19 protein-coding genes are annotated in these 23,690 nt (G+C 67.8%); 11 read left to right on the forward strand and 8 right to left on the reverse strand.

The annotated features are described in order from the left end of the window. The first annotated feature begins 2 nt into the window (after nt 1-2). A complete protein-coding gene (gene aptA, locus SNE35_RS13225; RefSeq protein WP_320423381.1) occupies nt 3-1,307 on the forward strand; it encodes an omega-aminotransferase AptA in 1,305 nt (434 codons plus the stop codon). On the opposite strand, the gene SNE35_RS13230 is transcribed toward aptA, so the two are convergent. The 4 genes from SNE35_RS13230 to SNE35_RS13245 all read right to left on the reverse strand — a co-directional run bounded on the left by SNE35_RS13230 (nt 1,294) and on the right by SNE35_RS13245 (nt 7,342). Beyond that, nucleotides 1,294-2,820, reverse strand: coding sequence for a methyl-accepting chemotaxis protein (locus SNE35_RS13230; RefSeq protein WP_320423382.1), 1,527 nt, complete (start codon nt 2,818-2,820; stop codon nt 1,294-1,296). The genes aptA and SNE35_RS13230 overlap by 14 nt on opposite strands. Before the next feature lie 93 nt (nt 2,821-2,913). Beyond that, nucleotides 2,914-4,962, reverse strand: a complete 2,049-nt coding sequence (locus SNE35_RS13235; RefSeq protein WP_320423383.1) for an SPFH domain-containing protein — start codon at nt 4,960-4,962, stop codon at nt 2,914-2,916. 71 nt (nt 4,963-5,033) lie between these two features. Continuing rightward, nucleotides 5,034-6,356, reverse strand: coding sequence for a mechanosensitive ion channel family protein (locus SNE35_RS13240; protein WP_320423384.1), 1,323 nt, complete (start codon nt 6,354-6,356; stop codon nt 5,034-5,036). A 50-nt stretch (nt 6,357-6,406) separates the two neighbouring features. Then, a complete protein-coding gene (locus tag SNE35_RS13245) occupies nt 6,407-7,342 on the reverse strand; it encodes a histone deacetylase family protein (protein WP_320423385.1) in 936 nt (311 codons plus the stop codon). 47 nt (nt 7,343-7,389) lie between these two features. Here SNE35_RS13245 and SNE35_RS13250 point away from each other — a divergent pair, with 47 nt between their 5' ends. The 6 genes from SNE35_RS13250 to SNE35_RS13275 all read left to right on the forward strand — a co-directional run bounded on the left by SNE35_RS13250 (nt 7,390) and on the right by SNE35_RS13275 (nt 14,799). Beyond that, the gene (locus tag SNE35_RS13250; RefSeq protein WP_320423386.1) at nt 7,390-8,328 is read left to right on the forward strand and encodes an AAA family ATPase; all 939 of its coding nucleotides are present in this window, start codon (nt 7,390-7,392) and stop codon (nt 8,326-8,328) included. Beyond that, nucleotides 8,325-9,317, forward strand: a complete 993-nt coding sequence (locus SNE35_RS13255; protein WP_320423387.1) for a DUF58 domain-containing protein — start codon at nt 8,325-8,327, stop codon at nt 9,315-9,317. The genes SNE35_RS13250 and SNE35_RS13255 overlap by 4 nt, the downstream gene beginning before the upstream one ends. After that, complete coding sequence (locus tag SNE35_RS13260; RefSeq protein ID WP_320423388.1) at nt 9,314-11,356, forward strand: transglutaminase TgpA family protein; 2,043 nt, start codon at nt 9,314-9,316, stop codon at nt 11,354-11,356. The genes SNE35_RS13255 and SNE35_RS13260 overlap by 4 nt, the downstream gene beginning before the upstream one ends. A gap of 14 nt (nt 11,357-11,370) precedes the next feature. Further along, complete coding sequence (mltB, locus tag SNE35_RS13265; protein WP_320423389.1) at nt 11,371-12,462, forward strand: lytic murein transglycosylase B; 1,092 nt, start codon at nt 11,371-11,373, stop codon at nt 12,460-12,462. A gap of 79 nt (nt 12,463-12,541) precedes the next feature. Further along, on the forward strand, nt 12,542-14,158 hold the full coding sequence (locus SNE35_RS13270) for a response regulator (RefSeq protein ID WP_320423390.1): 1,617 nt from the start codon (nt 12,542-12,544) through the stop codon (nt 14,156-14,158). Further along, nucleotides 14,158-14,799 (forward strand): sensor histidine kinase, encoded by a 642-nt coding sequence (locus SNE35_RS13275; protein WP_320423391.1) that lies wholly within the window; start codon nt 14,158-14,160, stop codon nt 14,797-14,799. Before SNE35_RS13270 ends, SNE35_RS13275 begins: the two co-directional genes overlap by 1 nt. Before the next feature lie 18 nt (nt 14,800-14,817). Here SNE35_RS13275 and SNE35_RS13280 read toward each other — a convergent pair whose 3' ends face one another. From SNE35_RS13280 to ompA, 4 genes are all read right to left on the reverse strand, one after another. Further along, nucleotides 14,818-15,117, reverse strand: coding sequence for a flagellar basal body rod protein (locus SNE35_RS13280; protein WP_320423392.1), 300 nt, complete (start codon nt 15,115-15,117; stop codon nt 14,818-14,820). 91 nt (nt 15,118-15,208) lie between these two features. Continuing rightward, nucleotides 15,209-16,171: a GGDEF domain-containing protein gene (locus tag SNE35_RS13285; protein ID WP_320423393.1), complete on the reverse strand. Its 963-nt coding sequence runs from the start codon at nt 16,169-16,171 to the stop codon at nt 15,209-15,211. A gap of 82 nt (nt 16,172-16,253) precedes the next feature. Continuing rightward, complete coding sequence (locus tag SNE35_RS13290; protein ID WP_320423394.1) at nt 16,254-17,087, reverse strand: DNA ligase; 834 nt, start codon at nt 17,085-17,087, stop codon at nt 16,254-16,256. Between the two features lie 177 nt (nt 17,088-17,264). Then, nucleotides 17,265-17,927, reverse strand: coding sequence for an outer membrane protein OmpA (ompA, locus tag SNE35_RS13295; RefSeq protein WP_320423395.1), 663 nt, complete (start codon nt 17,925-17,927; stop codon nt 17,265-17,267). Between the two features lie 272 nt (nt 17,928-18,199). On the opposite strand from ompA, the gene gyrA reads away from it, so the two are divergent. The 4 genes from gyrA to pheA are packed head-to-tail and all read left to right on the forward strand — an operon-like array spanning nt 18,200 to nt 23,688. Next, the gene (gyrA, locus tag SNE35_RS13300; protein WP_320423396.1) at nt 18,200-20,836 is read left to right on the forward strand and encodes a DNA gyrase subunit A; all 2,637 of its coding nucleotides are present in this window, start codon (nt 18,200-18,202) and stop codon (nt 20,834-20,836) included. Nucleotides 20,837-20,845: 9 nt separating this feature from the next. Next, complete coding sequence (locus tag SNE35_RS13305) at nt 20,846-21,475, forward strand: DUF2059 domain-containing protein (RefSeq protein WP_320423397.1); 630 nt, start codon at nt 20,846-20,848, stop codon at nt 21,473-21,475. Nucleotides 21,476-21,488: 13 nt separating this feature from the next. Then, nucleotides 21,489-22,568 carry a 3-phosphoserine/phosphohydroxythreonine transaminase gene (gene serC, locus SNE35_RS13310; RefSeq protein WP_320423398.1) on the forward strand — a complete coding sequence of 360 codons (1,080 nt, stop codon included), beginning with the start codon at nt 21,489-21,491 and terminating at the stop codon, nt 22,566-22,568. Further along, nucleotides 22,561-23,688, forward strand: a complete 1,128-nt coding sequence (gene pheA / locus SNE35_RS13315; RefSeq protein ID WP_320423399.1) for a prephenate dehydratase — start codon at nt 22,561-22,563, stop codon at nt 23,686-23,688. Before serC ends, pheA begins: the two co-directional genes overlap by 8 nt. Nucleotides 23,689-23,690: the final 2 nt, after the last annotated feature.

Below are 23,690 nucleotides of genomic sequence, written 5' to 3' on the forward strand. Positions count from 1 at the left end.
CCGTGAGCACCGCACTCGACGCCTATTGGATGCCCTTCACGGCGAACCGCCAGTTCAAGCAGTCGCCGCGCCTGCTGACCCGCGCCGAGGGCATGCACTACATCGACGACCAGGGCCGCCAGGTGCTCGACGGCGCCGCCGGCCTGTGGTGCGTCAACGCCGGCCACAACCGGCCGAAGATCGTCCAGGCGATCCAGCAGCAGGCGGCCGAACTCGACTACGCGCCGCCGTTCCAGATGGGCCACCCGAAGGCTTTCGAGCTGGCCGAGCGCCTGGTAAAGCTGCTGCCCGAGGAACTGACCAAGGTCTTCTACACGAACTCCGGCTCCGAAGCGGTGGAGACCGCGCTGAAGATGGCCATCGCCTACCACCGCGCGCGCGGCGAGGGCCAGCGCACCCGGCTGATCGGCCGCGAGCGTGGCTACCACGGCGTGAACTTCGGCGGCATCTCGGTCGGCGGCATCAGCACCAACCGCAAGATGTTCGGCACGATGCTCGGCGGCGTCGACCACATCCGCCACACGCATGACCTGGCACGCAACGCCTTCTCGATCGGCCTGCCCGCGTACGGCGCCGAGTTCGCCGACGACCTGGAGCGCGTGATCGCGCTGCACGACGCCTCGACCATCGCCGCCGTCATCGTCGAGCCGGTCGCCGGCTCCACCGGCGTGCTGATCCCGCCGCAAGGCTATCTGCAGCGCCTGCGCGAGATCTGTGACCGCCACGGCATCCTCTTGATCTTCGACGAGGTCATCACCGGCTTCGGCCGCACCGGCTCGCCGTTCGCGGCGCAGACCTTCGGCGTCGTACCGGACCTGATGACGGTAGCCAAGGGCCTCACGAACGGCTGCGTGCCGATGGGCGCCGTGTTCGCGCGCCAATCGGTGCACGACGTGTTCATGAACGGGCCCGAGCACCTGATCGAGTTCTTCCACGGCTACACCTACTCGGCCCACCCGCTGGCCTGCGCCGCCGCGCTGGGCACGCTGGACACCTACGAGGAAGACGGGTTGCTGACCCGCGCCGCCGAGATGGAAGGCTACTTCGCCGAGCAGTTGCACTCGCTGAAGGGCGAGCCGAACGTGATCGACGTGCGCAACGTCGGCCTGGTCGGCGGCGTGGAACTCACGCCCATCGCTGGCGAGCCGGCCAAGCGCGGCTTCGCCGCCTTCCTCGACTGCTGGAACCAGGGCGTGCTGATCCGCACCACCGGCGACACGATCGCACTGTCGCCACCGCTGATCATCGCCCGCGACCAGATCGACCAGTTGATCGGCGCGATCCGGACGGCTCTCAGGCGACTTTGAAGACGCGGACGAGTGCCGTGAGGCGCTCGGCCTGAGTGTTCAGGCTCTGTGCGGCGGCGGTGCTCTCCTCCACCAGCGCGGCGTTCTGCTGCGTCACCTCGTCGAGCTGACCCACGGCTTGAGAGACCTGCTGCAGGCCACCGCTCTGCTCCTGCGTGGCGTTGGAGATGTCGTGGATCAGCCCTGAGACGCGCTGCACCTCCGCCACCAGCGAGCTCATCGTCTGGCCGGCCTGCTGGACCTGGCGGGTGCCGCTGTCCACCTTCTCGACGTTCTCGGCGATCAGTTGCTTGATCTCGCGCGCCGCCTGCGCGCTGCGCTGGGCCAGCGAGCGGACTTCGCTGGCCACGACCGCGAAGCCGCGTCCCTGCTCGCCGGCACGCGCCGCCTCCACCGCGGCGTTCAGCGCGAGGATGTTGGTCTGGAAGGCGATGCCGTCGATGACGGACGTGATGTCCGCGATCTTGCTGCTCTGCGCGCTGATCGACTCCATCGTCTGCACGACATCGCCGACGGCCCGGCCGCCCTGCGCCGCGGCGCTGCTGGCAGCACTCGCTAGCTGCGTCGCCTGCTGCGCGGCCTCGGCGTTCTGCTGGACGGTGGAGGTCAGCTGCGCCATCGACGCGGCCGTTTGCTGCAGGCTCGCCGCCTGGCTCTCGGTGCGGTTGGACAGGTCGTGGTTGCCGGCAGCAATCTCGCCGGAAGCCATCGCGATCGAGCCGGCCGCGCCGTTGACGTCGGCCACCAGCAAGCGCAGCGAATCGCGAGTGCGCAGCAGCGCCGACATCAGGCTGCCGCCATCGCCCTGCTGCACCGGCACGGCCACGACCAGGTCGCCGGCCGCCACGCGTTCGAGCACGTCGCGGGCCAGCGCGGGGTCGCCGCCCAGCTCGCGCCGCATCGTCGCGCGCAGGTTGATGACGAAGCCGATGCAGACCACGATCGTCGCCAGCACCAGCACGATCACCCAGCCGCGCGCCGTGCTCATCGCCGCGCCGGCGCGGGCGCGCGCGACGTCCTTCTCGGCATTGGTGGCCTTCTTCATGTCGAGCAGTTGGGCCCGCAGGTCGCGCCAGGTCGGCGTCTCCTTCTTGTTCACCGCCTCGGTCGCGCCCGCGGTGTCGCCGGCCTTGACGAACTTCAGCACTGCGTCCTGTGCCTCGGCCAGCTTGCCGCGCGCCGCTTCCATCGCACGCAGCTGTTCCTGCTGGGCCGGTGTGGCGGCGGCGCGGGCTTCCTCGGCGGCCTTGTCGTAGCCTTTGATGGCGTTCTCGAGGTTCTCGTAGGCCTTCTTGTTGGACGGGTCCAGCACCGTGTTGCGCAGTGCCTGGCCCATCTGCAGGCCCTGGGCGTACATCTCGTTGGTGGCGGCGGCCAGTGAATCCTCGTGGGCGAAGTAGTCGCCGAGCTGGCGGTCCATGCCGACGGTGCCCAGGCAGACCACCGTTCCCAGGACCGCCGCCAGCACGGCCGGCACGGCCAGCGAAACCATCACCCTCTGCGTGAACCTCATATGCCCTCCCCTGAGCCTTGTCGATTGTTCGAGCCGATGCTAAGGGTCCCGATACCGCTTGAATCAGGAGTTAGGGCAACGCGGCCGCGGAGTTCAGGGCATATTTCCGGATGTATTCGTGCCCGTCGCCTTCGAGGCCAGCATCGAACCGAGCAGTGCGTCGACCAAGGTGCCGCCGGAGCTTCCACCGCCCGCCACCATCACCTCCGGCACCAGCTTCAGCCCGGCGCGGCCGAAGGCCTCGGCAACCTGGATGCTCGCGTAGTTGCCGGCGCCGACCGCGTTGGTCTTCAGCTGCACGACCACAGCCTCGGCCTCGCCGACCTGGCGGATCACCGTCGCCTCGGCCTCGCCGTTGACGCGCGTCACGCGGGCATCGGCATCGGCATTGATCGTCTTCGAGCGTGCCATGCCCTCGGCCGCGTGGACCGAGGCTTCGGCATCGAAGCGGGCGATGGCCACCTTGCGCTCGGCGGCGACGACCTGCGGCTGTGTGTCCGCCAGCGCCTTGGCCTGCTCCAGCTTCTGCCGCTCGGTCTGCGCCTGCTGCTGGGTGACGAAGGTGGCCTTCTGCGTCTCGGCAACCTTGCGGTCGGTCAGCGGCTTCATCAGTTCTTCCGGCGGGTTGATGTCGCCGATCAGCGTCTCCACCGCGCCGACGTTGTACTGCGCCAGCGCCGCAGCGATCGCGGCCTTGGCCTGAGCCTGGCGCTCGGAGCGGCTGCTGAGGAAGTCGATCACGTCGGACTTCTGCGCGGCGTTGCGGAAGTAGTTGCCGATCGTCGGCTCCAGCACCTGCGTGACCAGGGCATCCATGCTGCCGAAGCGCGCGATCACGCGCGGCGCGTCGTTGCGCGGGATGTGGATGATCTGCGAGACGTCGAGGTTGTACGAGAAGCCGTCGGACGAGCGGACCTTGATCGTGCAGAGCTTGGCATCCAGGTTGTGGGCCTCGGTGCGGCCGGTGGCCCAGTTCAGCACGACATTGGCCGTCGGCACGATCTTGACCTTGTGCGTGTGCGGATTGATCGGGTACATGCCGGGGTCCAGCGGTTCGACCCAGACGCCTTTCTCGCCGCGCGCCACCAGGTTGCCGTGGCGGAAGTCCTCGCCGGTCACGTCGCGGCCCTCGCGGCCGACATAGGCGACGACGACGCCGACATTGGCGATCGGCACGTTCGTCTGCTCCACCATCTCGACGACGGCGAACTTCGGGTTGATGAAGTAGCGGCCGGACAGCAGCACCTGCTCCTGCAGGCCCTTGTTGCCGCCGTTGTCGACGAAGCGCTGTGGATCCTGGAACAGGTTGTGGCCGGGCACTTCGGGGCCGGCGATCTCGCCGGTGGCCAGCGGCCGGCCCTCGCGCGTGGTCACGATGCCGATGCGGCCTTCGGGCACGTCGGTGACGTCCGCCAACTCGATCTTGAACAGCATCGGGTTGATGCGGTAGGTGCCCTGCGGGACGATGGCCATCTGTGGGCCGCGCTCGCCGCCGCCGTCGATGAAGGCGCGGGCATCCTGGAAGGAATCGCAGTCGACCTGGCGGCCGATCACGCGGCCCTCGGCCAGCGGGCGGCCATCGCGTGCCTCGACGATGCCGATCTTGCCTGCGCCGATCACCGTCATCGCCACCGTGCTCACCTTGAACACCAGCGGGTTGATACGCCAGGTGCCCGGCGGGATCAGCGCCATCTGCGCGCCGCGCTCGCCATGGCCTTCGAGGAAGGCGACGGCATCCTGGAAGTCGTCGCACGCGACCTGACGGCCGAGGATTCGGCCGTCCGGCAGCACGCGGCCATCACAGCTTTCCACCACGCCGACCTCACCGGTCGGGATCACCAGCTGCGGCACGATGTTGATCTCGTACTGCCAGGGCCACAGGCCCATGTAGAGCCCCGGCGCCAAGGTGGCGGCCTGGATGCCGGCCTCGCCGCGTAGCGCGACGATCTTGCCCGGCGGCAGCTGGCGATGCTCGCCGAACAGCACGAACTTCTTGACCACGGTGCCGATCGAGTCGTCCGGCACGATGTAGATGCCCAAGAGCCTCAGCACCCGCTTGTAGAAGACGATCAGCAGGACGAGGACGAAGAAATCGATGAACCAGCCGAAGTAGCTGCCGATGAAGACTGACGCTGTATCCATGGGGAGGCGGAGCCGGGTCCGCTTGCCTGTTGAGGTGCGGTCAGCCTATCCAGCGCCTCGTTAGGAAAGCATCAGGATGCCGGCGGCGCCGCCTCGACCTTGGCTTCGGGCGGCACGGCCTCGGTGATGTGGTGCATCACCCGCTGCGGGAACGGGATGTCGATGCCCAGCCCGTTGAGCGTGCGCAGAATCGCCAGGTTCACGTCCGACTTGACGCCGCCGGTACCGTTCTCGGGATCGGCGATCCAGAAGTAGACGGTCAGCTCCAGCCCGTCGGCTGCGAAGTTGCTGAGTTGCACCGAGGGGCCCGGATCGGCCAGCACGCGCTTGCAGGTCTTGACCACGTCTACGAGCTGGGGGATCAGCACGTCCAGGTCGGTGCCATAGGCCACCTGCACGACGGTGCTCACCGACACGCGCGGATCGGCCAGCGAGCTGTTCTCCACCCGCTGCGTGATCAGCATCTCGTTGGGTACCACCGACTCCTTGCCGCCCAGCGAGCGGATCACCGTGTAGCGGGTCTTGATGTCGCTGATGCGGCCCTCGAAGTTGTCCACCTTGACCATGTCGCCGATGCGCAGCGAGCGCTCGGCCAGGATCACGAAGCCCGACACGTAGTTCGAGGCCAGCTTCTGCAGGCCGAAGCCGATGCCCACGCCCACCGCGCCGCCCAGCACGCCCAGCGCCGTGAGGTCCACGCCGGCGGCCGAGAGCGAGAACATCAGGCCGATGAACAGCAGCGAGGCCCGCGTCACGTTGACGGCGATCTTGCGCAGCGACAGGTCCAGCGCATTGCTGCGCAGCAGGCGCGCCTCGACCGCGGAGGAGACCCACAGCGCCAGCACCAGCACAACCAGCGCGGTCAACGCGCCCTGCAGCAGGTCCAGCACGGTGACGTGCGCATTGCCGACCTTGAAGCGCACGTCGTCCAGGCTGTCCATCAGGACCGGCAGCACGCCGGTGACCCACAGGATGGAGCCGATCCACGCGATCCAGGAGACGCTGCGCTCGACAAGCTTGATGATCTTGGAGCTGGGCAGCCCCGCGCGCAGCACGCGCACCGTCAGCCGGATCACGACCAGCGCGATCAGCACCGGGATCACCAGCTTGAAGACCGCCGGCGCCACGCCCAGCCGCGGCAGCACCGGCCGCGCGGCCAGCGCCAGCAGCAGCGAGAGCACCGGGAACAGCACGCCGTCGAAGACATTGCGGCCGAACATCACCGGCATCGGGTGCGCACCGTTGTGCGCCTCGGTCGCGCGCTTCAGGCGCCAGACGATCAGCCAGGCCAGGCCCATCACGACCAGCAACAGACCGATCTCGGTCAGCGCGGCGGGTTTCAGCAGAGCGGCGCCGAGCGCCTCGAGTTCATCCTGGTTGAGCGGCTTGTCCATTCGTCCTGTGAGGTACTGCGGGTGAGGCAGACCTTACCAGACGCGCACGTTCAGATTCCCGCGAGTACGCGTAGGTGCACGCCGACGCTGCGGGCCAGCGCGGCCAGGTTGTAGCCGCCTTCGAGCGAGGAGACGATACGGCCCTTGGCATGGCGCTGCGCCACGTCCTTGATGCGCCAGGTGATCCACTCGTAATCGGCTTCGACGAGGCCCAACTGGCCGAGATCGTCGTCGCGGTGCGCGTCGAAGCCGGCGGAGATGAAGATCATCTCGGGCTTGAAGGCCTCCAGCGCCGGCATCCACTCGGCCTCGATCATTTCGCGGATTTCGCCGCCGCGCGTGTAGGGCGGGACCGGCACGTTGACCATGTTGTCGCCCAGCGGCCGCGTGCCCGAGTACGGGTAGAGCGGGTTCTGGAAGATGCTGACCATCAGCACCCGCTCGTCGTTGGCGATGATGTCCTCGGTGCCGTTGCCGTGGTGGACGTCGAAATCGATGATCGCCACACGCTTGAGCCCGCGCACGTCCAGCGCGTGACGCGCCGCGACGGCCACGTTGTTGAAGAAGCAAAAGCCCATCGCCTGGTCGCGCGTGGCGTGGTGGCCCGGCGGGCGCACGGCGCAGAAGGCGTTCTCCGCCTTGCCGTCGAGCACCAGGTCAGTCGCCTTCACGGCGGCGCCGGCGGCGCGCATCACGGCCGCCTGCGTACCTGGGGAGGCGAAGGTGTCGGGATCGATCGCGCGGGTCTCGCCGAAGTCGGCGCATTCGTGCATCAGCCCGGAGATGCTGTCGATGTAGAGCTTGCTGTGCGCGCGCTCCACGTCGGCCAAGTCCACCAGCGGCGCCTCGTGCCGCTCCAGCGCCACGTCGATGCCGCTGGCGATCAGCCAGTCCTCGATCGCTGCCAGGCGCTGCGGGCACTCGGGGTGGCCGCGGCCCATGTCGTGCTGATGGCAGTCGGGATGGCTGATGTAGGCGGTGGGCATGTCTCGCTCCGGGGGGACGGGCTGTCGTTTTGCGCTATGGTCGCCGGATGGAGCAGCAACATCACGGCATATTGACGCGGCAGCTGGCGGACCTGCAGCGCCAGATTAGCACGATCATCAAGGGCAAGCCGGCGCAGATCCGCGACTGCGTCGCCTGCCTGATCGCCGGCGGCCACCTGCTGATCGAGGACCTGCCCGGCGTCGGCAAGACCACGCTGGCGCACGCGCTGGCGATCTCGATGGGACTGAAGTTCTCGCGGCTGCAGTTCACCGCGGACCTGATGCCTTCCGACCTGGTGGGCGTGTCCGTCTACGAGCGCGAGCAGGCGGGCTTCGTCTTCCACCCGGGCCCCGTGTTCGCCCAGGTGCTGCTGGCCGACGAGATCAACCGCGCCGGCCCGAAGACGCAGAGCGCGCTGCTGGAAGCGATGGAGGAGAACCAGGTCAGCATCGACGGCGTGAGCCACGCGCTGCCGCAACCCTTCTTCGTGATCGCGACGCAGAACCCCAGCGAGCAGCTCGGCACCTACCCGCTGCCCGAATCGCAGTTGGACCGCTTTCTGATGCGGATCTCGCTCGGCTACCCGGATGCCGTGGCCGAGCGCGAGTTGCTGGCGGGCCAGGACAGCCGGGAGGCGTTGCGCGAGCTGCAGCCGGTGATGCAGGCGGGCGAACTGCTGGCCGCGCAGCAGGCGGTGCGCGGCATCCATGCCTCAGCCGCGCTGCTGGACTACCTGCAGGCGCTGATCGCGGCAACGCGCTCGGGCCAGTGGTTCGTCGAGGGCCTGAGCCCGCGTGCCGGCCTGGCCGTGCTGCGTGCCGCGCGGGCGCTGGCGCTGCTGCAGGGCCGCGATTTCGTCTCGCCGGACGACGTGCAGGCGATCCTGCCGCAGACGATCGCGCACCGCCTGCGGCCGAGGGCTGGCGCTGGCCGCGGCTCGCGTGAGCAGGTGCGCGCGATGATCGAAGCCATCCCGCTTCCATGAAAGGTCCGCGGGCCCGCTGGCAGGCCTGGCTCGACGCCCGGCACAAGCCGAGCGACGTCCACGAGATGGGCCAGCGCAACATCTACATCGTGCCCAGTCGCCCGGGCTTCTTCTTCTGCCTGGTGCTGGCCGTGCTGCTGCTTGCCTCGATCAACGACCAGCTGAGTCTGGGCTACATGCTCACCTTCCTGCTCGCGGGGGCAGGTCTTGCCTCGATGCAGACCACGCACGGCAACCTGCGCGGCCTGAACCTGGACCTGCGGGAGCCGGTGCCGGTCTACGCCGGCGACGATGTGCAGCTGGAGGTACGCCTGCACAACCCCGGCCGGGCGCGCTTCGGTATCGGCATTCATGTGCTCGGCGGCAAGGCGGACGAGATCGCCTGGACCGATGTGCCGGCGCAGGGCCATGCGCTGCTCGCGCTGCGCTACCCGTCTGCGGCCCGCGGGCACCAGCCGATCCCGACCTTGCAGATCATCACCCGCTTTCCGCTGGGTCTGTTCCGTGCCTGGAGCATCTGGCGACCGGCCGCCAAGGTCTGGGTCTATCCGCAGCCCGAGGTGCCGGCCGCGCCCTTCCCGATGCAGGCGGCAGACGAGGGCGACGAGGCCGTTTCCGCCATCCCGGCCGGCCTCGCACAGCAGGGCCAGGACTTCGAGGGTGTACGCCTGTACCGGCGCGGCGACACGCTGCGCCAGGTCGTGTGGAAGAAGGCGGCGCTGAGCCTGGACCAGGGCACCCCGCCCTGGGTGCGCGAGACGCAGGCGCCGGCATCCCAGACGCTGTGGCTCGATGCGCGCGCCACCGCCGGCCTCGCAGACTGGGAAACCCGCCTGTCGCGGCTGGCGGCCTGGGTGCTAGCTGCCGAGCGGCTGCAGCAACCCTACGGCTTGCGGCTCGGCGGTGCGTCGTGGGAACCCGGCCTGGGCGCTGCGCAGCAGCAGCTATGCCTGGAGCAGTTGGCGCTGGCATCGGAGTCCTTGTCGTGAAATTCGGCAGCAGTCTTCGGCAGCTCGGGCGCGAGGCGCGGGACACGCTGTTCCTGCTGGCCGCCATTGCCGCGATCGCCCTGCCCCACGCGCAGCACCTGCCGCTGTGGGCCAGCGCGATCGTCGTGCTGGTGCTGGGCTGGCGCGGCCTGCTGGCCTGGCGTGGCGATCCGCTGCCGGGGCGGATCATCGTCGTCGCCGTGGTGGCGGCCTGCATCGCGCTGACGGCGCTGACCTACCGCAGCCTGATCACGCGCGAGGCCGGCATCACCCTGGTCGTGATGCTGCTGGCGCTGAAGACGCTGGAGCTGCGCGCGCGGCGCGACGCCTTCGTCGTGTTCTTCCTCGGCTTCTTCCTGGTGCTGACGCACTTCCTGTATTCGCAGTCGCTGCTGTCGGCGCTGTGGATGCTGGGCGCCGTGTGGGCGCTGCTGACCTCGGTCGTGCTGGCGCAGATGCCGGTGGGCCTGCCGAGCCTGGCGCTGGCCGCCCGACAGGCAGCACGCACCACGACGCTGGGCCTGCCGGCGATGCTGCTGCTGTTCGCGCTGTTCCCGCGCATCGCGCCGCTGTGGGGCGTGCCATCGGACATCGTCGGGCGCACCGGGCTGTCGAACCAGCTGGACTTCGGCGGCATGTCCGAGATCGCCAACGACGACAGCATCGCGATGCGGCTGCGCTTCAATGGCGGCGCGCGCCCGCCGCTGAAGACGCTGTACTTCCGCGGGCCGGTGTTGTCGCGCTTCGACGGACGCACCTGGCGCCCGGCGGACGAGACGCCGGCACGGCCGCCGGCGATCGAGCCGCGCGGCACGGCAATCCGTTACGAGGTGACGATGGAGCCGCTGCGCATCCGCGTGCTGCCGCTGCTGGAGATGAGCCCGCAGGCGGTCGGTACGCAACTGTCCATCGACGCGCTGACGCTGCGCCGCGAGGCCGACCTGCGCTGGTCCGCGCCGCGGCCGATCACCGAGCGGCTGCGCCTGAATGCCGAGGCCTATGCCGACTATCGCGTCGGCACCTCGCTGCCGCCATCGACGCGCGCCGCCAACCTCGACCTGCCGCGCGGCCGCAACCCGCGTACGCTGGCCTGGGCCGCGGCGCTGCGTGCGGAGCCGCGCTTCGCCGAGCTCGCCGACGACGCCCGCCCGCCCGCGCTGGCTCAGGCCGTGATGCAGCACATCGCTGCCGGCGACTTCACCTACACCTTGTCGCCGGGCCGCTATGGCGAGACCTCGCCGGATGTGATCGACGAGTTCTGGATCGACCGGCGCCTGGGCTTCTGCGAGCACTTCGCCGCCGCCTTCGTCGTGGTGATGCGCGCGATGGGTGTGCCGGCGCGCATCGTCACCGGCTTCCAGGGCGTCGACCCGCTCGAGCAGGATGGCTGGTGGATCGTGCGCAACAGCAATGCCCACGCCTGGGCCGAGTACTGGGTCGAAGGCCGCGGCTGGCTGCGCGCGGATCCGACGGCTGCCGTCGCGCCGGAACGGGTGGAATTCAGCCGCGCGCTGCGCCCGGCGCCCAGCGCGTTGGAGCAACTGAGCCCAGCACTGTGGACGCAGCTGCGCCAGGGTTGGGAGATCCTGGACAACCGCTGGCAGCAGCTGGTGCTGAACTACTCGCGGCAGGACCAGTTTGACCTGCTGAAGCGGCTGGGCTTCTCGCAGCCGGACTGGAGCGCGCTCGGCCAGGTGGGTGCCGGCGTGATCGCAGTGCTGACACTGATCGGCAGCGCCTGGACGCTGCGGCAGGCGCGCCCGCACGACGCCTGGTCGCGCCAGCGCGCGACGGTGCTGCGGGAGCTGCGCGCGCTCGGCGTGCCGGCCGCCGCGCATCAGGCGCCCGCGCGCTGGGCGGCGTTGCTGGATGAGCGCTTCGGCGCACGGGCGGCACCGGCCGGCTCGCTGCTGCGATCTCTGGAACTTCAGCGTTACGCACCAGCACAAGCCACCACCGCGCCGGGCTGGCGCGAGCGCCGCCGCTGGCTGCGGGAGTTCCGCAGCGCAGGACGTATGCTGCGCAGGAATCCACCGTAGTTGCCGCCGCCTCGATGCCGTTCCCGTCTCGAATCGCCACCCTACTCCTCCTCTCCGCAGCCATCTCGCTGCCCGTCCAGGCTGCCGAACACCGCAAGACCCATCGCACGCCCGCAAAGAAGGCCGCAAGCGCTGCGCCGCGCGACAAGCCCGGCCACGCCTTCGGCCCGCGCGAGGACATGATGCGCTACGCGGCCGAACTCGCCGCAGCGCAGGGCTGGGACGCGGCCGAGTTGCAGGGGCAACTGGCGCAGGCGCAGTCGCTGCCGGTCGTGCAGCGGCTGATCATGCCGGCACCCAGCGGCGCGGCGAAGGACTGGGCGGCCTACCGCGCCCGTTTCGTCGAGCCGCGGCGGCTGCAGGCGGGCCTGGCCTTCTGGGCCGAGAACGAGGCGGCGCTCGCGCAGGCCGAGCAGCGATTCGGCGTGCCGGCCGAGGTGATTGCCGGCCTGATCGGCGTCGAGACCTTCTACGGCCGCATCATGGGCGGCTTCCGCGTCGTCGACGCGCTGGCCACGCTGGCCTTCGATTTCCCCACGGGCCGCAGCGACCGCAGCGAGTTCTTCCGCGGCGAGCTGACGGAGTTCCTGAAGCTGTGCCGGCGCGAGCACCTTGATCCGTTCTCAGTCAAGGGCTCCTACGCCGGCGCGATGGGCCTGCCGCAGTTCATGCCGGGCAGCTGGAACCGCTATGCGATCGACTTCAACGGCGACGGCCACGTCGACCTGGTCGCCGAGCCGGCCGATGCGATCGGCAGCGTGGCGAACTACCTGGCCGAGCATGGTTGGAAGCGCGACATGCCGGTGAGCTACACGATCTCGGCGCCCACCGGCGGCATGCCGGCGCAGTTACTGCTGCCGGACATCAAGCCCACTTTCGGCAGCGCCGAGCTGCAGGCAGCGGGACTGGCGCTGCCCGACGTGGCGCGCGAGCACCTCGGCCCGCTGGCCGTCGTCGAGCTGCAGAACGGCGCCAAACAGCGGCCGACCTACGTGCTCGGCACCGAGAACTTCTACACCCTGACGCGTTACAACTGGTCGGCCTACTACGCGATGGCCGTCGTCGAGCTCGGCCGCAGCCTGGCGGCGTTGCGCGCGGCCCGCTGAACGGTCACGGCCGAAGCCCGCCCGGATTGCCTTACAGTCGGCGCTAACGCTCCAGGCGAGCGCAGTGGGGAGCTAGCGCATGGCGGCAGTTCAGCCGAAGCCCACTTCGGCCCTGAAGGTCCTCGTCGTCGACGATCAGCAGCAGGTGCGGCAGATCATTCGCGAGTCGCTGTATCGGCTCGGCATCAAGAGCGTCGTGATGGCGGCGAATGCAGCGGACGCGATCCGCGCGATGAAGAGCGACCAGATCGACCTCGTCCTCAGCGATTACAACCTCGGCGAGGGCACGGATGGCCAGCAACTGCTGGAGGCCGCGCGCAGCGGCCGCCTGCTGACGCCGGTCGTGCCCTGGATCTTCATCACGGCCAACTCGCTGAAGGCCGACATCCTGGCCGCCGGCGACTACATGCCGGACGGCTACATCGTCAAGCCGTTCACCGACCAGCTGCTGTCGCGCTACATCGAGTCGCTGTCGGCCCGCAAGCAGGCGCTGGCGCCGCTGCTGATGGCCGTCGACTCGCGGCGCTGGGACTATGTGCTGGCAGTGGCGGATGCATATTCGCAACGCAGCGACGCGCTCAGCGTGGAAGGGCACCGCCAGAAGGCGCACGCGCTGATGCGCCTGGCTCGTTTCGAGGAGGCACACGCCCTCTACGAGCAGATGCTCTCGATGAATTCCGAGCTGGCCTGGGCGCAGCTCGGCCGCGCGCAGGCGCTGCGAGCGCAGGGCCAGGCAGCCGAGGCGCAGAAGCTGCTGAAGCGATTGACGATCGACCAGCCCTCCTACGCCGCGGCCTACGACACGCTGATGGAAATCACCGAAGACGCCGGCGACGAGGCCCAGACGCTGGACCTGGCGCGCAAGATCGCTGACCTCGTGCCAAACGCGAAGCGCAAGCTCAAGCTCGGCGCGGTGGCCCTGGTCGTCGGCGAGAACGAACTGGCGATCAAGGCGCTGGAGACGGCCGTCGCCAAGAGCCGGTATGCCGTCACCCCGACGCCGAACGAGCCGCTGCTGCTGAGCCAGGCGCTGGTCAACGGCGGAGAGGCCCAGAGGGCCCTGACGCTCGCCGGTGAAACCGCCAAGCGTTTTCCGGACCAGACGAGCACTCAGTTCCTCACCAAGGCGCTGAGCGCGCAAGCGCAGAGCAAGCTCGGCAACGAGGCCGCCGCGACCGCACTGATGGACGAGCTGAAGAGCCACGCGGACGAGGTGAATCTGGATGAGAACGGCAAGCTGGTGCTGGCGAAGGCGGCTTTGGCGGCCGGTCAGGATGAGTTCGGCCAGCAGCTGATCATCGAGGTGGCGCGCAACAACAGCGACCGGCCGATGATGCTGGCCGCCGCGATGCGCGCCGCCGCGGGCTCGGCGAAGGAAGCCGAATGCCGTGACCAGGTGGCCGCCGCCGGCAAGGTGCTGGAGGGCACGCTGCAACAGTTGCAGGCGGCCAAGCGCAGCGGCGATCTGGCCAGGGCGCTCACCGTGGGCGAGGAAGCGCTGTCGATGTCGCCGCAGCACTTCACGGTGCAGATCGAACTGTGCACGCTGCACCTGATCGCGATGAAGCGCAGCGATGACGGTACACACGCGGACCGCGCTCGCGAGTTGCTGACCCGGCTGGAAGGCATCAACCCCGACCATGATCGGGTGGCCGCTGCGCGCCGCTTCTTCCGCGAGCGAGTGGGCGCGCTCTGATGGCCGACGAGTCCATGCTCGCGGCGCAGCTCGATGCCGCGGTGATCCACGACCTGAAGAACCGCCTCGCCATACTCGACAGCGAACTGGCGACCTTGAACGAGCAGGATCTGCCGCCCGAGGCTCGCCGCCACGCGCTGTCCGCGCGGGAACAGGCCAGCACCGTCACTCACAAGCTGGTCGAGTACCTGACCTTGCGCCGCGCCGCCGCGCCCGGGGGCCTGCGCGCCGATACGCAGGAGGACACGCCGGCGCTGCTACTTGAGGAACTGCAGGCCGATGCGCTCTCGCTGGCCGGCGGTCGCGTCGAGGTGCTGGTGGATGCCGCGGGCGCGCCGGGCTTCTGGTTCTACGACCGTTACCTGGTGCTGCTGGCGCTCGACTCGGCGCTGTACAACGCACTGCGCTTCGCCCGCAGCCGAATCACGCTGGGCGCGAGCGCCACGGCCGGCGGCATCTGCTTTTCCATCCGCGACGACGGGCCGGGCGTCCAGGCCATGCCAGGCGCCAGTTCGACGGGGCTGGGCCTGCGCGTCTGCGAAGCGGTGGCCGCGGCGCACCGAAATCGAGGCCTCAAGGGCCATTGCACGCTTCGCAGCGAGCGCGATGGCGGAGCGGTGTTCGAGTTGCACCTGCCCTGAACGGGCAGCGCGGTGCCGTCAGGCGTGAATGTCGAGCATCGAGCCTTCGGTGTGCAACTGGGTCTGCAGCACGCGGAGGTTCGCAACGTAGGCGTAGGTGGCGGACTGCTGCTCGACGATCTCGTTCGAGGCTTCTACCGGCTGGTTCACGACCTGGGTCGTGGTGCTGACGCCGCCGCCGAGCACGCTGCTCTGGTCGACCTGCTCACGCTGCGCGTTATTGCCGGTCGACAGCCGCGCGATATTGCTCGCCGACGCGCGCAGACGCTCGTTGGCGGCCGAAATGCCGGAAAGCGCGGTGGACAGGTCGGGAGACATGCCCCGACTATCGCCTAAATCAGCTTCAAACGGGGGAACTGGGGGAGAAAAATCCGTCAATTCTTCGCACCAGAACCGGCTGGATACCTGCCTAACCGGCCAATTCCTCGTATCCGCCCGAGGAAACGAACACCCGCACGCTGTCGCCGCCGGCCGCTTTCGCCTCAGCGCAGGCCAGTTCGGCGGCGCCCATCACGGCGTCGACGGTCTCCAGCGTCTCCTGCAGCTGAACGACGCCGATGCAGGCCTTGACGCGCGTGCGGTGCAGGCCCCAGCGCAGCCGGTAGCCGGCCACGGCCGAGCGCATCTTCTCGGCGACGATCTGCGCATAGTGCAGATCGCAGTTCGGCAGCAGCACGGCGAAGCGATCTTCTTCCAGCCGCGAGACCAGGTCGGACGCGCGGACCTTGGTGATCAGCAACTGGCCCAGCCCGTAGAGGAAATGGTCGCCGACCTCGGTGCCCATCGCGCGGATCACCTCGCCGAACTTGTCCACATCCACCCACAGCACCGACACCGGTTCCAGGCGCCGGCTGCCGACGTGAGTGGACAGGCGCCGTTCGAATTCGCGGCGGTTGGCCAACTCGGTCAGCGCGTCATGCTTGGCGGTCCAGGTCGGCGCGAGCCGGGCCTGGCGGGCAACGGTCACGTCGTCGACGATCCAGAAGGTTTCGCCGGCCGGCTCGTTCCAGTCCAGCGGGCTGATCTGCAAGCGGCCCCAGAAACGGAAACGGTCACTGCGCACGCATTCGATTTCCTCGTCGAAAGGACGACCGGCCGCGAAGGCGGCAGCCGTGCGCTCCAGCAATCCAGCATGCGCGGCATCGGAGACAAGCACGCTGCGAATCTCGCGGCCAACCAGTTCGCCCCCGCCCTCTTCATCGCCATGACCGAACAGGTGGTTCAGAGGATCGCTGACCAGCGCGAAACGCCCCTCGCGGACGAAGCCCATGGCGGTCGGCGCTCGGGTCAGCACGGCCTGCATGCGGTCCTGCATCTTGGTCTGTACCGACTCCGCGGTCTCGTTCGGTTCGGGCGGCATTGCTTGCTGCATCAGCTTCTCCTGGGACAGTTGCGACTATGGCAGGTGTCCAAGACTAAGGCTACACAGAAAACCCGAAACGACGTCTCGCGCGTCAGGACTCGGACTGCCGCAGGAAGCTTGCGAAGCGCGGCAGTCCGCTGCTCGTCAGTCCGCGATAGCGGTAGGTGATGGTTGCCCCTACCGGCGGCGGCGAGCGGCGCTGCGCCTCGCTGAAACCGGTGCCGATCCGGAAGGTCCTGCCAGCAGCGTTGCGCACCAGCAAGGCGCCCATCAGGCCGTGGAAGCGTCCTTCGCCCGGTTCATGCGCGATGACGACCGCCTCGTCGTCATCCTGCGGTTTCAGCTTCAGCAACGCCGGACTGCGTCCGCTGAGATAGGGTGCGGAGGCCTCGTGAAGCACTAGTCCTTCGCCGCCGCCGCGCACCGTGTCGGCGAGGCGCGCATCGAGCTGATGACGATCACCGACGCGTACCTGCTCGACCACGCGCAGGCCCGGCCAGATCGGGCTCGCCAGCAGTTCGCGCAGCGCGGCGTAGCGTTGCTCGAAGCTGCCAGGCGCCGCGGGCAGCTCGAAGACCATGTAGTGCAATTGCGCCCACTCGGCCGCCCGCGGCTCGGCGCGGCGCACGGCGGCGGAGGTTTCTTCGAAGCGGCCACGGCCCATCCAGAGCTCGCCGTCCAGCGCCTTTGCCGGCAACTGCGCGGCAATATCCGCCGGCACCGCGATGGGCTGCCCCTGGCGCGTCCACATGTGCTGGCCATCCCAGTAAGCACGCACGCCGTCGAACTTCTCGCTGACGAGGTAGCGGCTCACGTCCAGGTCATCGGGTGCCTTCTGCGCCAGAAGCAGCGCGGGCTCGGCGCCCTTTTTGGCCAGCGCGCTCCGTGAAAACAGCGACGCCGCGAAGGCGCCGGCCGTCAGCAATGCTGCCGCGCTTGTGAACTGGCGTTTGCGCATATTGAAGCTCCTCGACATCTGTGCTGGATGCGAGGAATTCTGTGCAGCGTGCGGCGCGTACGGGCGTAAAAAACCCCGTCCGGCATCGCCAGAACGGGGCTTGACGAACGGGCGGCGGTAAGGCCGCCCGGCGTCTTGCGCAACTTACTTGTTGCGCGTACCAACCACCTCGATCTCGACGCGACGGTTCTTCGCGCGGCCTTCGGCGGTCTTGTTGTCGGCGACCGGCTGCTTCTCGCCCTTGCCTTCGGTGTAGACGCGATTCTTCTCGACGCCCTTGCTCACCAGATAGGCCTTGACGGCTTCAGCGCGACGCACCGACAGCTTCTGGTTGTAGGCATCCGTGCCAACGGAGTCGGTGTGACCCACGGCAATGATGACTTCCAGAGCGATGCCACCGGTCTTGGAGACCAGGTCATCCAGCTTGGCGATGCCTTCGGGCTTCAGAACAGACTTGTCGAAGTCGAAGAACGCATCAGCGGCGAAGGTAACCTTCTCGCTGACCGGCGCCGGGGGCGGCGGCGGGGGCTTCGGAGCTTCGACCGGAGCGGCCGGCGGCGGAGCGACCGGAGTCGGTGCCGGCTCGGCCTTCGGAGCCGGCTTGATCTCGCCGTCGCAACCCGGAGCAGCCGTGGCCGGCGTCCAGAAGGCGTCGCGCCAGCACAGTTCGTTGGTACCGTTCTTCCAGACGGTGCCATCGGTCGAGCGCCAGTTATCGATAGTCTGCTGCGCAAATGCGCCCGACGCTGCGAGAGCAGCGGCGGCAGCGACGGAAGCAAGCGTCGCCACGCGGGTCAGTTTCTTCATTGATTCTCCTCTCAAGGATGGCTGCAGTTGCCCTGCGAGTGTCCAGGTACCAAAACCTTCGGAGACTTCCGACGAAACATTTTCATACGGGTTTCTCCTAGGGACTCATCGATTGTGCCACGGGGGCACGGAGCGGCTTGCATTGTGGCGGTGCAGCGTGACGCTCTTGCGGCGGCTGTTGCTCGGCTGCTACAGCAGCGTGGCCCTAGAATGACGAGCTTGCCCTAAACGACGCAGTTGCGCCCGCAACCGCGCGAACCTCGCACGATCGCATGACCCAGTTCGCCAAAGAAACCTTGCCCATCAGCCTCGAGGAGGAAATGCGGCGGTCATACCTCGACTACGCGATGAGCGTGATCGTGGGCCGCGCCCTCCCCGATGCCCGTGACGGCCTGAAGCCGGTCCATCGCCGCGTGCTGTTCGCGATGAACGAGATGGGCAACACCTACAACGCCAAGTACCGCAAGTCGGCACAGGCGGTCGGTGAAACCATGGGTAAGTACCACCCGCACGGCGACTCGGCGATTTACGACACGATCGTCCGCATGGCGCAGCCATTCAGCCTGCGGCACATGCTGATCGATGGCCAGGGCAATTTCGGTTCGATCGACGGCGATAACGCCGCGGCGATGCGATATACCGAAATCCGCCTCGACAAGATCGCCCACGAAATGCTGGCCGATATCGACAAGGAAACCGTCGATTTCGGGCCGAACTACGACGGCAGCCATCAGGAACCGCTGGTATTGCCGGCGCGCCTGCCGAATCTGCTGGTCAATGGCTCGTCGGGTATTGCCGTGGGTATGGCCACGAATATCCCGCCGCACAACCTGAACGAGGTTGTCGATGCCTGCCTGCATGCGCTGAAGAATCCCGATTGCTCGATCGACGAGTTGATGGAAATCGTGCCGGCGCCCGATTTCCCGACGGCCGGCATCATCTACGGCCTGGCCGGCGTGCGCGACGGCTACCGCACCGGCCGCGGCAAGGTCGTGATGCGCGCCAAGGTCCACTTCGAGGACATCGACAAGGGCGCGCGCCAGGCGATCATCGTCGACGAGATCCCCTACCAGGTGAACAAGAAGACGCTGCTGGAACGCATCGCCGAGCTGGTTCACGAGAAGAAGATCGAGGGCATCAGCCATATCCAGGACGAGTCGGACAAGTCCGGCATGCGCGTGGTGATCGAGCTGAAGCGCGGCGAAGTGCCCGAAGTGGTGCTGAACAACCTGTACAAGCAGACGCAGCTGCAGGACAGCTTCGGCATGAACATGGTGGCGCTGATCGACGGCCAGCCCAAGCTCTGCAACCTGAAGGACCTGATCACCGTCTTCCTGGAACACCGCCGCGAGGTCGTGACCCGTCGCACGGTGTTCGAGCTGCGCAAGGCGCGCGATCGCGGCCACGTGCTGGAAGGTCTGGCCGTGGCGCTGGCCAACATCGACGAGTTCATCGAGACGATCAAGCAGTCGCCCACACCACCGGTCGCCAAGGCGGCGCTGATGAGCAAGAGCTGGGACTCGGGTCTGGTGCGCGAGATGCTGAGCCGCGTCGAAGGCGGCCGCGAGGCCTACCGCCCCGAAGGCCTGCCGGCCATCTACGGCATGCAGGAAGACGGCCTCTATCGCCTCTCCGACGACCAGGCCAGCGAGATCCTGCAAATGCGTCTGCAGCGCCTGACCGGCCTGGAGCAGGACAAGATCGTCGGCGAGTACAAGGAAGTGATGTCCGTCATCGCCGACCTGCTGGACATCCTGGCCAAGCCCGAGCGCGTCACCGTCATCATCGGCGAGGAACTGATCGCCGTGCGCCAGGAGTTCGGCCAGACCAAGCTCGGCGCGCGCCGCTCGGTGATCGAGCACAACGCGCAGGAACTCGGCACAGAGGACCTGATCACGCCGACCGACATGGTCGTCACGCTGAGCCACACCGGCTACATCAAGAGCCAGGCGCTCGGCGAGTACCGCGCGCAGAAGCGCGGCGGCCGCGGCAAGCAGGCCACGCAGACCAAGGAAGACGACTGGATCGACCAGCTCTTCATCGCCAACACGCACGACTGGATCTTGTGCTTCTCCAACCGCGGCCGCGTCTACTGGCTGAAGGTCTGGGAGGTGCCGCAGGGCTCGCGCAACTCGCGCGGCAAGCCGATCGTCAACATGTTCCCGCTGCAGCAGGAAGAGAAGATCACCGTCGTGCTGCCGCTGACCGGTGAATTCCGCACCTTCCCCGAAGATCACTTCATCTTCATGGCCACCGCCATGGGCACGGTCAAGAAGACCTCGCTGAAGGACTTCAGCAACCCGCGCAAGGCCGGCATCATCGCCGTGGACCTCGACGAGGGCGACCACCTGATCGGCGCCGCGCTGACCGACGGCAAGCACGACGTGATGCTGTTCAGCGATGGCGGCAAGGCGGTGCGCTTCGATGAGGACGATGTGCGCCCGATGGGCCGCACCGCGCGCGGCGTGCGCGGCATGATGCTGGAAGAACACCAGCGCCTGATCGCGATGCTGGTGGCCGAGGACGAGAACCAGAGCGTGCTGACCGCCACCGAGAACGGGTTCGGCAAGCGCACGGCCATCACAGAATACACACGACATGGTCGCGGAACCAAGGGCATGATCGCGATCCAGCAGAGCGAGCGCAATGGCCGCGTCGTCGCGGCCACGCTGGTTCACGCCGACGACGAGATCATGCTGATCACCGACAAGGGCGTGCTGGTACGCACCCGCGTGTCGGAGATCCGCGAACTCGGCCGCGCCACGCAGGGCGTGACGCTGATCGCGCTGGACGACGGTGCCAAGCTCTCGGGCCTGCAGCGCATCGTCGAGAACGATGCGGCGGACTCTGCCTCCGACGACGGTGCCGCTCCTGGCTCCGCCGATGAAGACTCCTCGAACCAGGAATAAACCTCGACCATGATTCAAGCGAAGATGATGATGAAGAAGAGCCTGATCGCCGCCGCGCTGATCGTCGCTGCCGGCAGCGCGCTGGCTCAGGCTGCATCGGCCCCGGCGATCGCGCCGGCCAAGCTGGCGCTGATCAACAAGCTGATCCAGATCCAGCAGCCCGGCATCGAAACCATCGCCAAGGGCATCGTCCAGCAGATGCTGTCGGGTGTCGCCCAGGCAGCGAATCAGGCGCTGTCGCAGCAGCCGGCCGACAAGCGCGAGGCATTGGCCAAGTCGATCAAGGCCGAGATGGACAAGTTCGCCGAAGAGGCCGTCGCGACGCTGAAGGATCGCGGTCAGAAGGTCGCCGCCCCGACCTGGACGCCCGTCATCGACGAGCGCTTCAGCGAAGACGAACTGAAGGCCATCATCTCGTGGCTGGAGTCGCCAGTCAGCAAGAAGTACCAGCAATCGGCCATCGAGATGGGCAATGCGCTGCCGCCGAAGATGTTCAACGACACGAAGTCGATCCTGGAACCCAAGTACCGCGCACTGGAAGCCTCGGTCGCCAAGCAGTTGGGCATCCAGCCGCGCCCGGCCAACGCAGCCTCGGCACCCGCCTCCACGGCTCCCGCCAAGGCCCCCGCCAAGAAGTAATTCCGTCGATCGAATGAGTTCCCGTCCGTTCAATTTCTCCGCCGGCCCCGCCGCCCTGCCCGAAGAAGTGCTGGCGCGAGCGGCCGCCGAGATGCTGGACTGGCACGGCAGCGGCATGAGCGTGATGGAGATGAGCCATCGCGGACGGGAATTCATTTCGATCTACGAAGCGGCGGAGCGCGACCTGCGCGAGTTGCTGGCCGTACCGCCGAACTTCCGCATCCTGTTCATGCAGGGCGGCGGTCTCGGCGAGAACGCCATCGTGCCGATGAACCTGGCGCGCACCGGCCGCGTCGACGTCGTCGTCAGCGGCTCGTGGTCGAAGAAGAGCGCCGTCGAGGCGGCGCGTTATGCCGACGTCAAGGTCGTCGCCGAAGGCTTTGCCCCGGTCGAGCAATGGCAACGGCGCGACGACGCGGACTACCTGCACATCTGCTCGAACGAGACGATCGACGGCATCGAATTCCACGAACTGCCGCAACTGAGCGGCAGCGTGCCGCTGGTCGTCGACTGCTCGTCGCACGTGCTGTCGCGCTTCATCGACTGGTCGCGCGTGGGCTTGGCCTTCGCCGGTGCGCAAAAGAACGTCGGCCCGGCCGGCGTCACCTTGGTCTTCGTCCGCGAGGATCTGCTGGGTCGAGCGCTCCCGATCTGCCCCAGCGCGTTCAACTACGCCACGGTGGCGGCAGCGGACTCGATGTTCAACACGCCACCCACCTACGGCATCTACATCGCCGGCCTGGTGTTCCAGTGGCTGAAGGATTTCAGCTATGCCGGCAAGACCGGCGTGGCCGCGATCGAGCAGCGCAACATCGACAAGGCCGCACTGCTGTACGGAGCGCTCGACGCTTCCGGTTTCTACGACAACCGCGTGCCGGCGAACTGCCGCTCGCGCATGAATATTCCGTTCTACCTGCGTGACGAACGCTTGAACGATGCGTTCCTGGCCGGCGCCAAGGAACGCGGTCTGCTGCAACTCAAGGGCCACAAGTCGGTGGGCGGCATGCGGGCATCGATCTACAACGCGATGCCGCTGGAGGGCGTGAAAGCGCTCGTGAGCTACCTTCAGGACTTCGAGAAGCAACATGGCTGAAGACGCCACCCCGACAACCCCACTCCCTGAACCCGTCGCCACGCCGGAGTTGCTGAGCCTGCGCCAGCAGATCGACGCGCTGGACAAGCAACTGCTGACGCTGCTGAACGAGCGCGCCCACGTCGCCGAGCAGGTCGGCGAACTCAAGCGCCGCGACGGCACGCCCTTCTTCCGCCCCGACCGCGTCGCCCAGGTCATCGCCAAGATTAAGAACGCCAACCCCGGCCCGCTGAAGAGCGAGCATGTGGCGGCGATCTGGCGCGAAATCATGTCCGCCTGCCTGGCGCTGGAATCGCCGCAGCGCGTGGCCGTGCTGGGCCCGGTCGGCACCTTCTGCGAGCAGGCTGCGATCGAATACTTCGGCGGCGCCGCCGACCTGATCTACTGCTCCAGCTTCGACGAGGTCTTCCACGCCACCGCCGGCGGCAGCGCCCAGTATGGCGTCGTCGGCGTCGAGAACATGACCGAAGGCGTGGTCACGCGCTCGATGGACCTGTTCCTGCACACGCCCACGCATGTCGTCGGCGAGGTGAGCCTGCTGATCCGCCACAACCTGCTACGCAAGGAAGACTCGCTGGAAGACATCGAGGCCGTGCTCGCGCATCCGCAGGCGCTGGCCCAGTGCCAGAACTGGCTGAACAAGCACCTGCCAAACGCCGAACGGCGCGCCGTTTCCAGCAATGCCGAAGGTGCGCGGCTGGCCGCAACGAACCCGGCCTGGACGGCGCTCGCCAGCGAGCGCGCGGCCACGCTGTTCGGCCTGCACATCGTGGCCCACGCGATCCAGGACGAGGCCTACAACCGCACCCGCTTCGCGATCATCACGCTGCCGCAGACGATGGAACTGCCGCCGGCCAGCGGCAACGACCGCACGAGCATCGTCGTCTCCGTGGCGAACCGTCCCGGCGCGATGCACGACCTGCTGGTGCCGCTGAAGACGCACGGCGTCTCGATGACGCGCCTCGAATCGCGCCCGGCCCGCAACGGCCAGTGGGAGTACTACTTCTACATCGACCTGGACGGCCACCCGGGCCAGCCCCATGTGGCGGCCGCGCTGGCCGAGCTGAAGCAGATCTGCGCGTTCTACAAGGTCATCGGCGCCTACCCCGTGAAGGCCTGACA

It is taken from the genome of Roseateles agri (genome assembly GCF_034043675.1).
Classification (GTDB): domain Bacteria; phylum Pseudomonadota; class Gammaproteobacteria; order Burkholderiales; family Burkholderiaceae_C; genus KK5.

Excerpts from the sequence above, each read along its gene's own strand:
- SNE35_RS13230 (WP_320423382.1), bottom strand. The coding sequence starts at position 2,820 with ATGAGGTTCACGCAGAGGGTGATGGTTTCGCTGGCCGTGCCGGCCGTG.
- SNE35_RS13235 (WP_320423383.1), bottom strand. The coding sequence starts at position 4,962 with ATGGATACAGCGTCAGTCTTCATCGGCAGCTACTTCGGCTGGTTCATC.
- SNE35_RS13240 (WP_320423384.1), bottom strand. The coding sequence starts at position 6,356 with ATGGACAAGCCGCTCAACCAGGATGAACTCGAGGCGCTCGGCGCCGCT.
- SNE35_RS13245 (WP_320423385.1), bottom strand. The coding sequence starts at position 7,342 with ATGCCCACCGCCTACATCAGCCATCCCGACTGCCATCAGCACGACATG.
- SNE35_RS13250 (WP_320423386.1), top strand. The coding sequence starts at position 7,390 with ATGGAGCAGCAACATCACGGCATATTGACGCGGCAGCTGGCGGACCTG.
- SNE35_RS13255 (WP_320423387.1), top strand. The coding sequence starts at position 8,325 with ATGAAAGGTCCGCGGGCCCGCTGGCAGGCCTGGCTCGACGCCCGGCAC.
- mltB (WP_320423389.1), top strand. The coding sequence starts at position 11,371 with ATGCCGTTCCCGTCTCGAATCGCCACCCTACTCCTCCTCTCCGCAGCC.
- SNE35_RS13270 (WP_320423390.1), top strand. The coding sequence starts at position 12,542 with ATGGCGGCAGTTCAGCCGAAGCCCACTTCGGCCCTGAAGGTCCTCGTC.
- SNE35_RS13275 (WP_320423391.1), top strand. The coding sequence starts at position 14,158 with ATGGCCGACGAGTCCATGCTCGCGGCGCAGCTCGATGCCGCGGTGATC.
- SNE35_RS13280 (WP_320423392.1), bottom strand. The coding sequence starts at position 15,117 with ATGTCTCCCGACCTGTCCACCGCGCTTTCCGGCATTTCGGCCGCCAAC.
- SNE35_RS13285 (WP_320423393.1), bottom strand. The coding sequence starts at position 16,171 with ATGCAGCAAGCAATGCCGCCCGAACCGAACGAGACCGCGGAGTCGGTA.
- ompA (WP_320423395.1), bottom strand. The coding sequence starts at position 17,927 with ATGAAGAAACTGACCCGCGTGGCGACGCTTGCTTCCGTCGCTGCCGCC.
- gyrA (WP_320423396.1), top strand. The coding sequence starts at position 18,200 with ATGACCCAGTTCGCCAAAGAAACCTTGCCCATCAGCCTCGAGGAGGAA.
- SNE35_RS13305 (WP_320423397.1), top strand. The coding sequence starts at position 20,846 with ATGATTCAAGCGAAGATGATGATGAAGAAGAGCCTGATCGCCGCCGCG.
- serC (WP_320423398.1), top strand. The coding sequence starts at position 21,489 with ATGAGTTCCCGTCCGTTCAATTTCTCCGCCGGCCCCGCCGCCCTGCCC.
- pheA (WP_320423399.1), top strand. The coding sequence starts at position 22,561 with ATGGCTGAAGACGCCACCCCGACAACCCCACTCCCTGAACCCGTCGCC.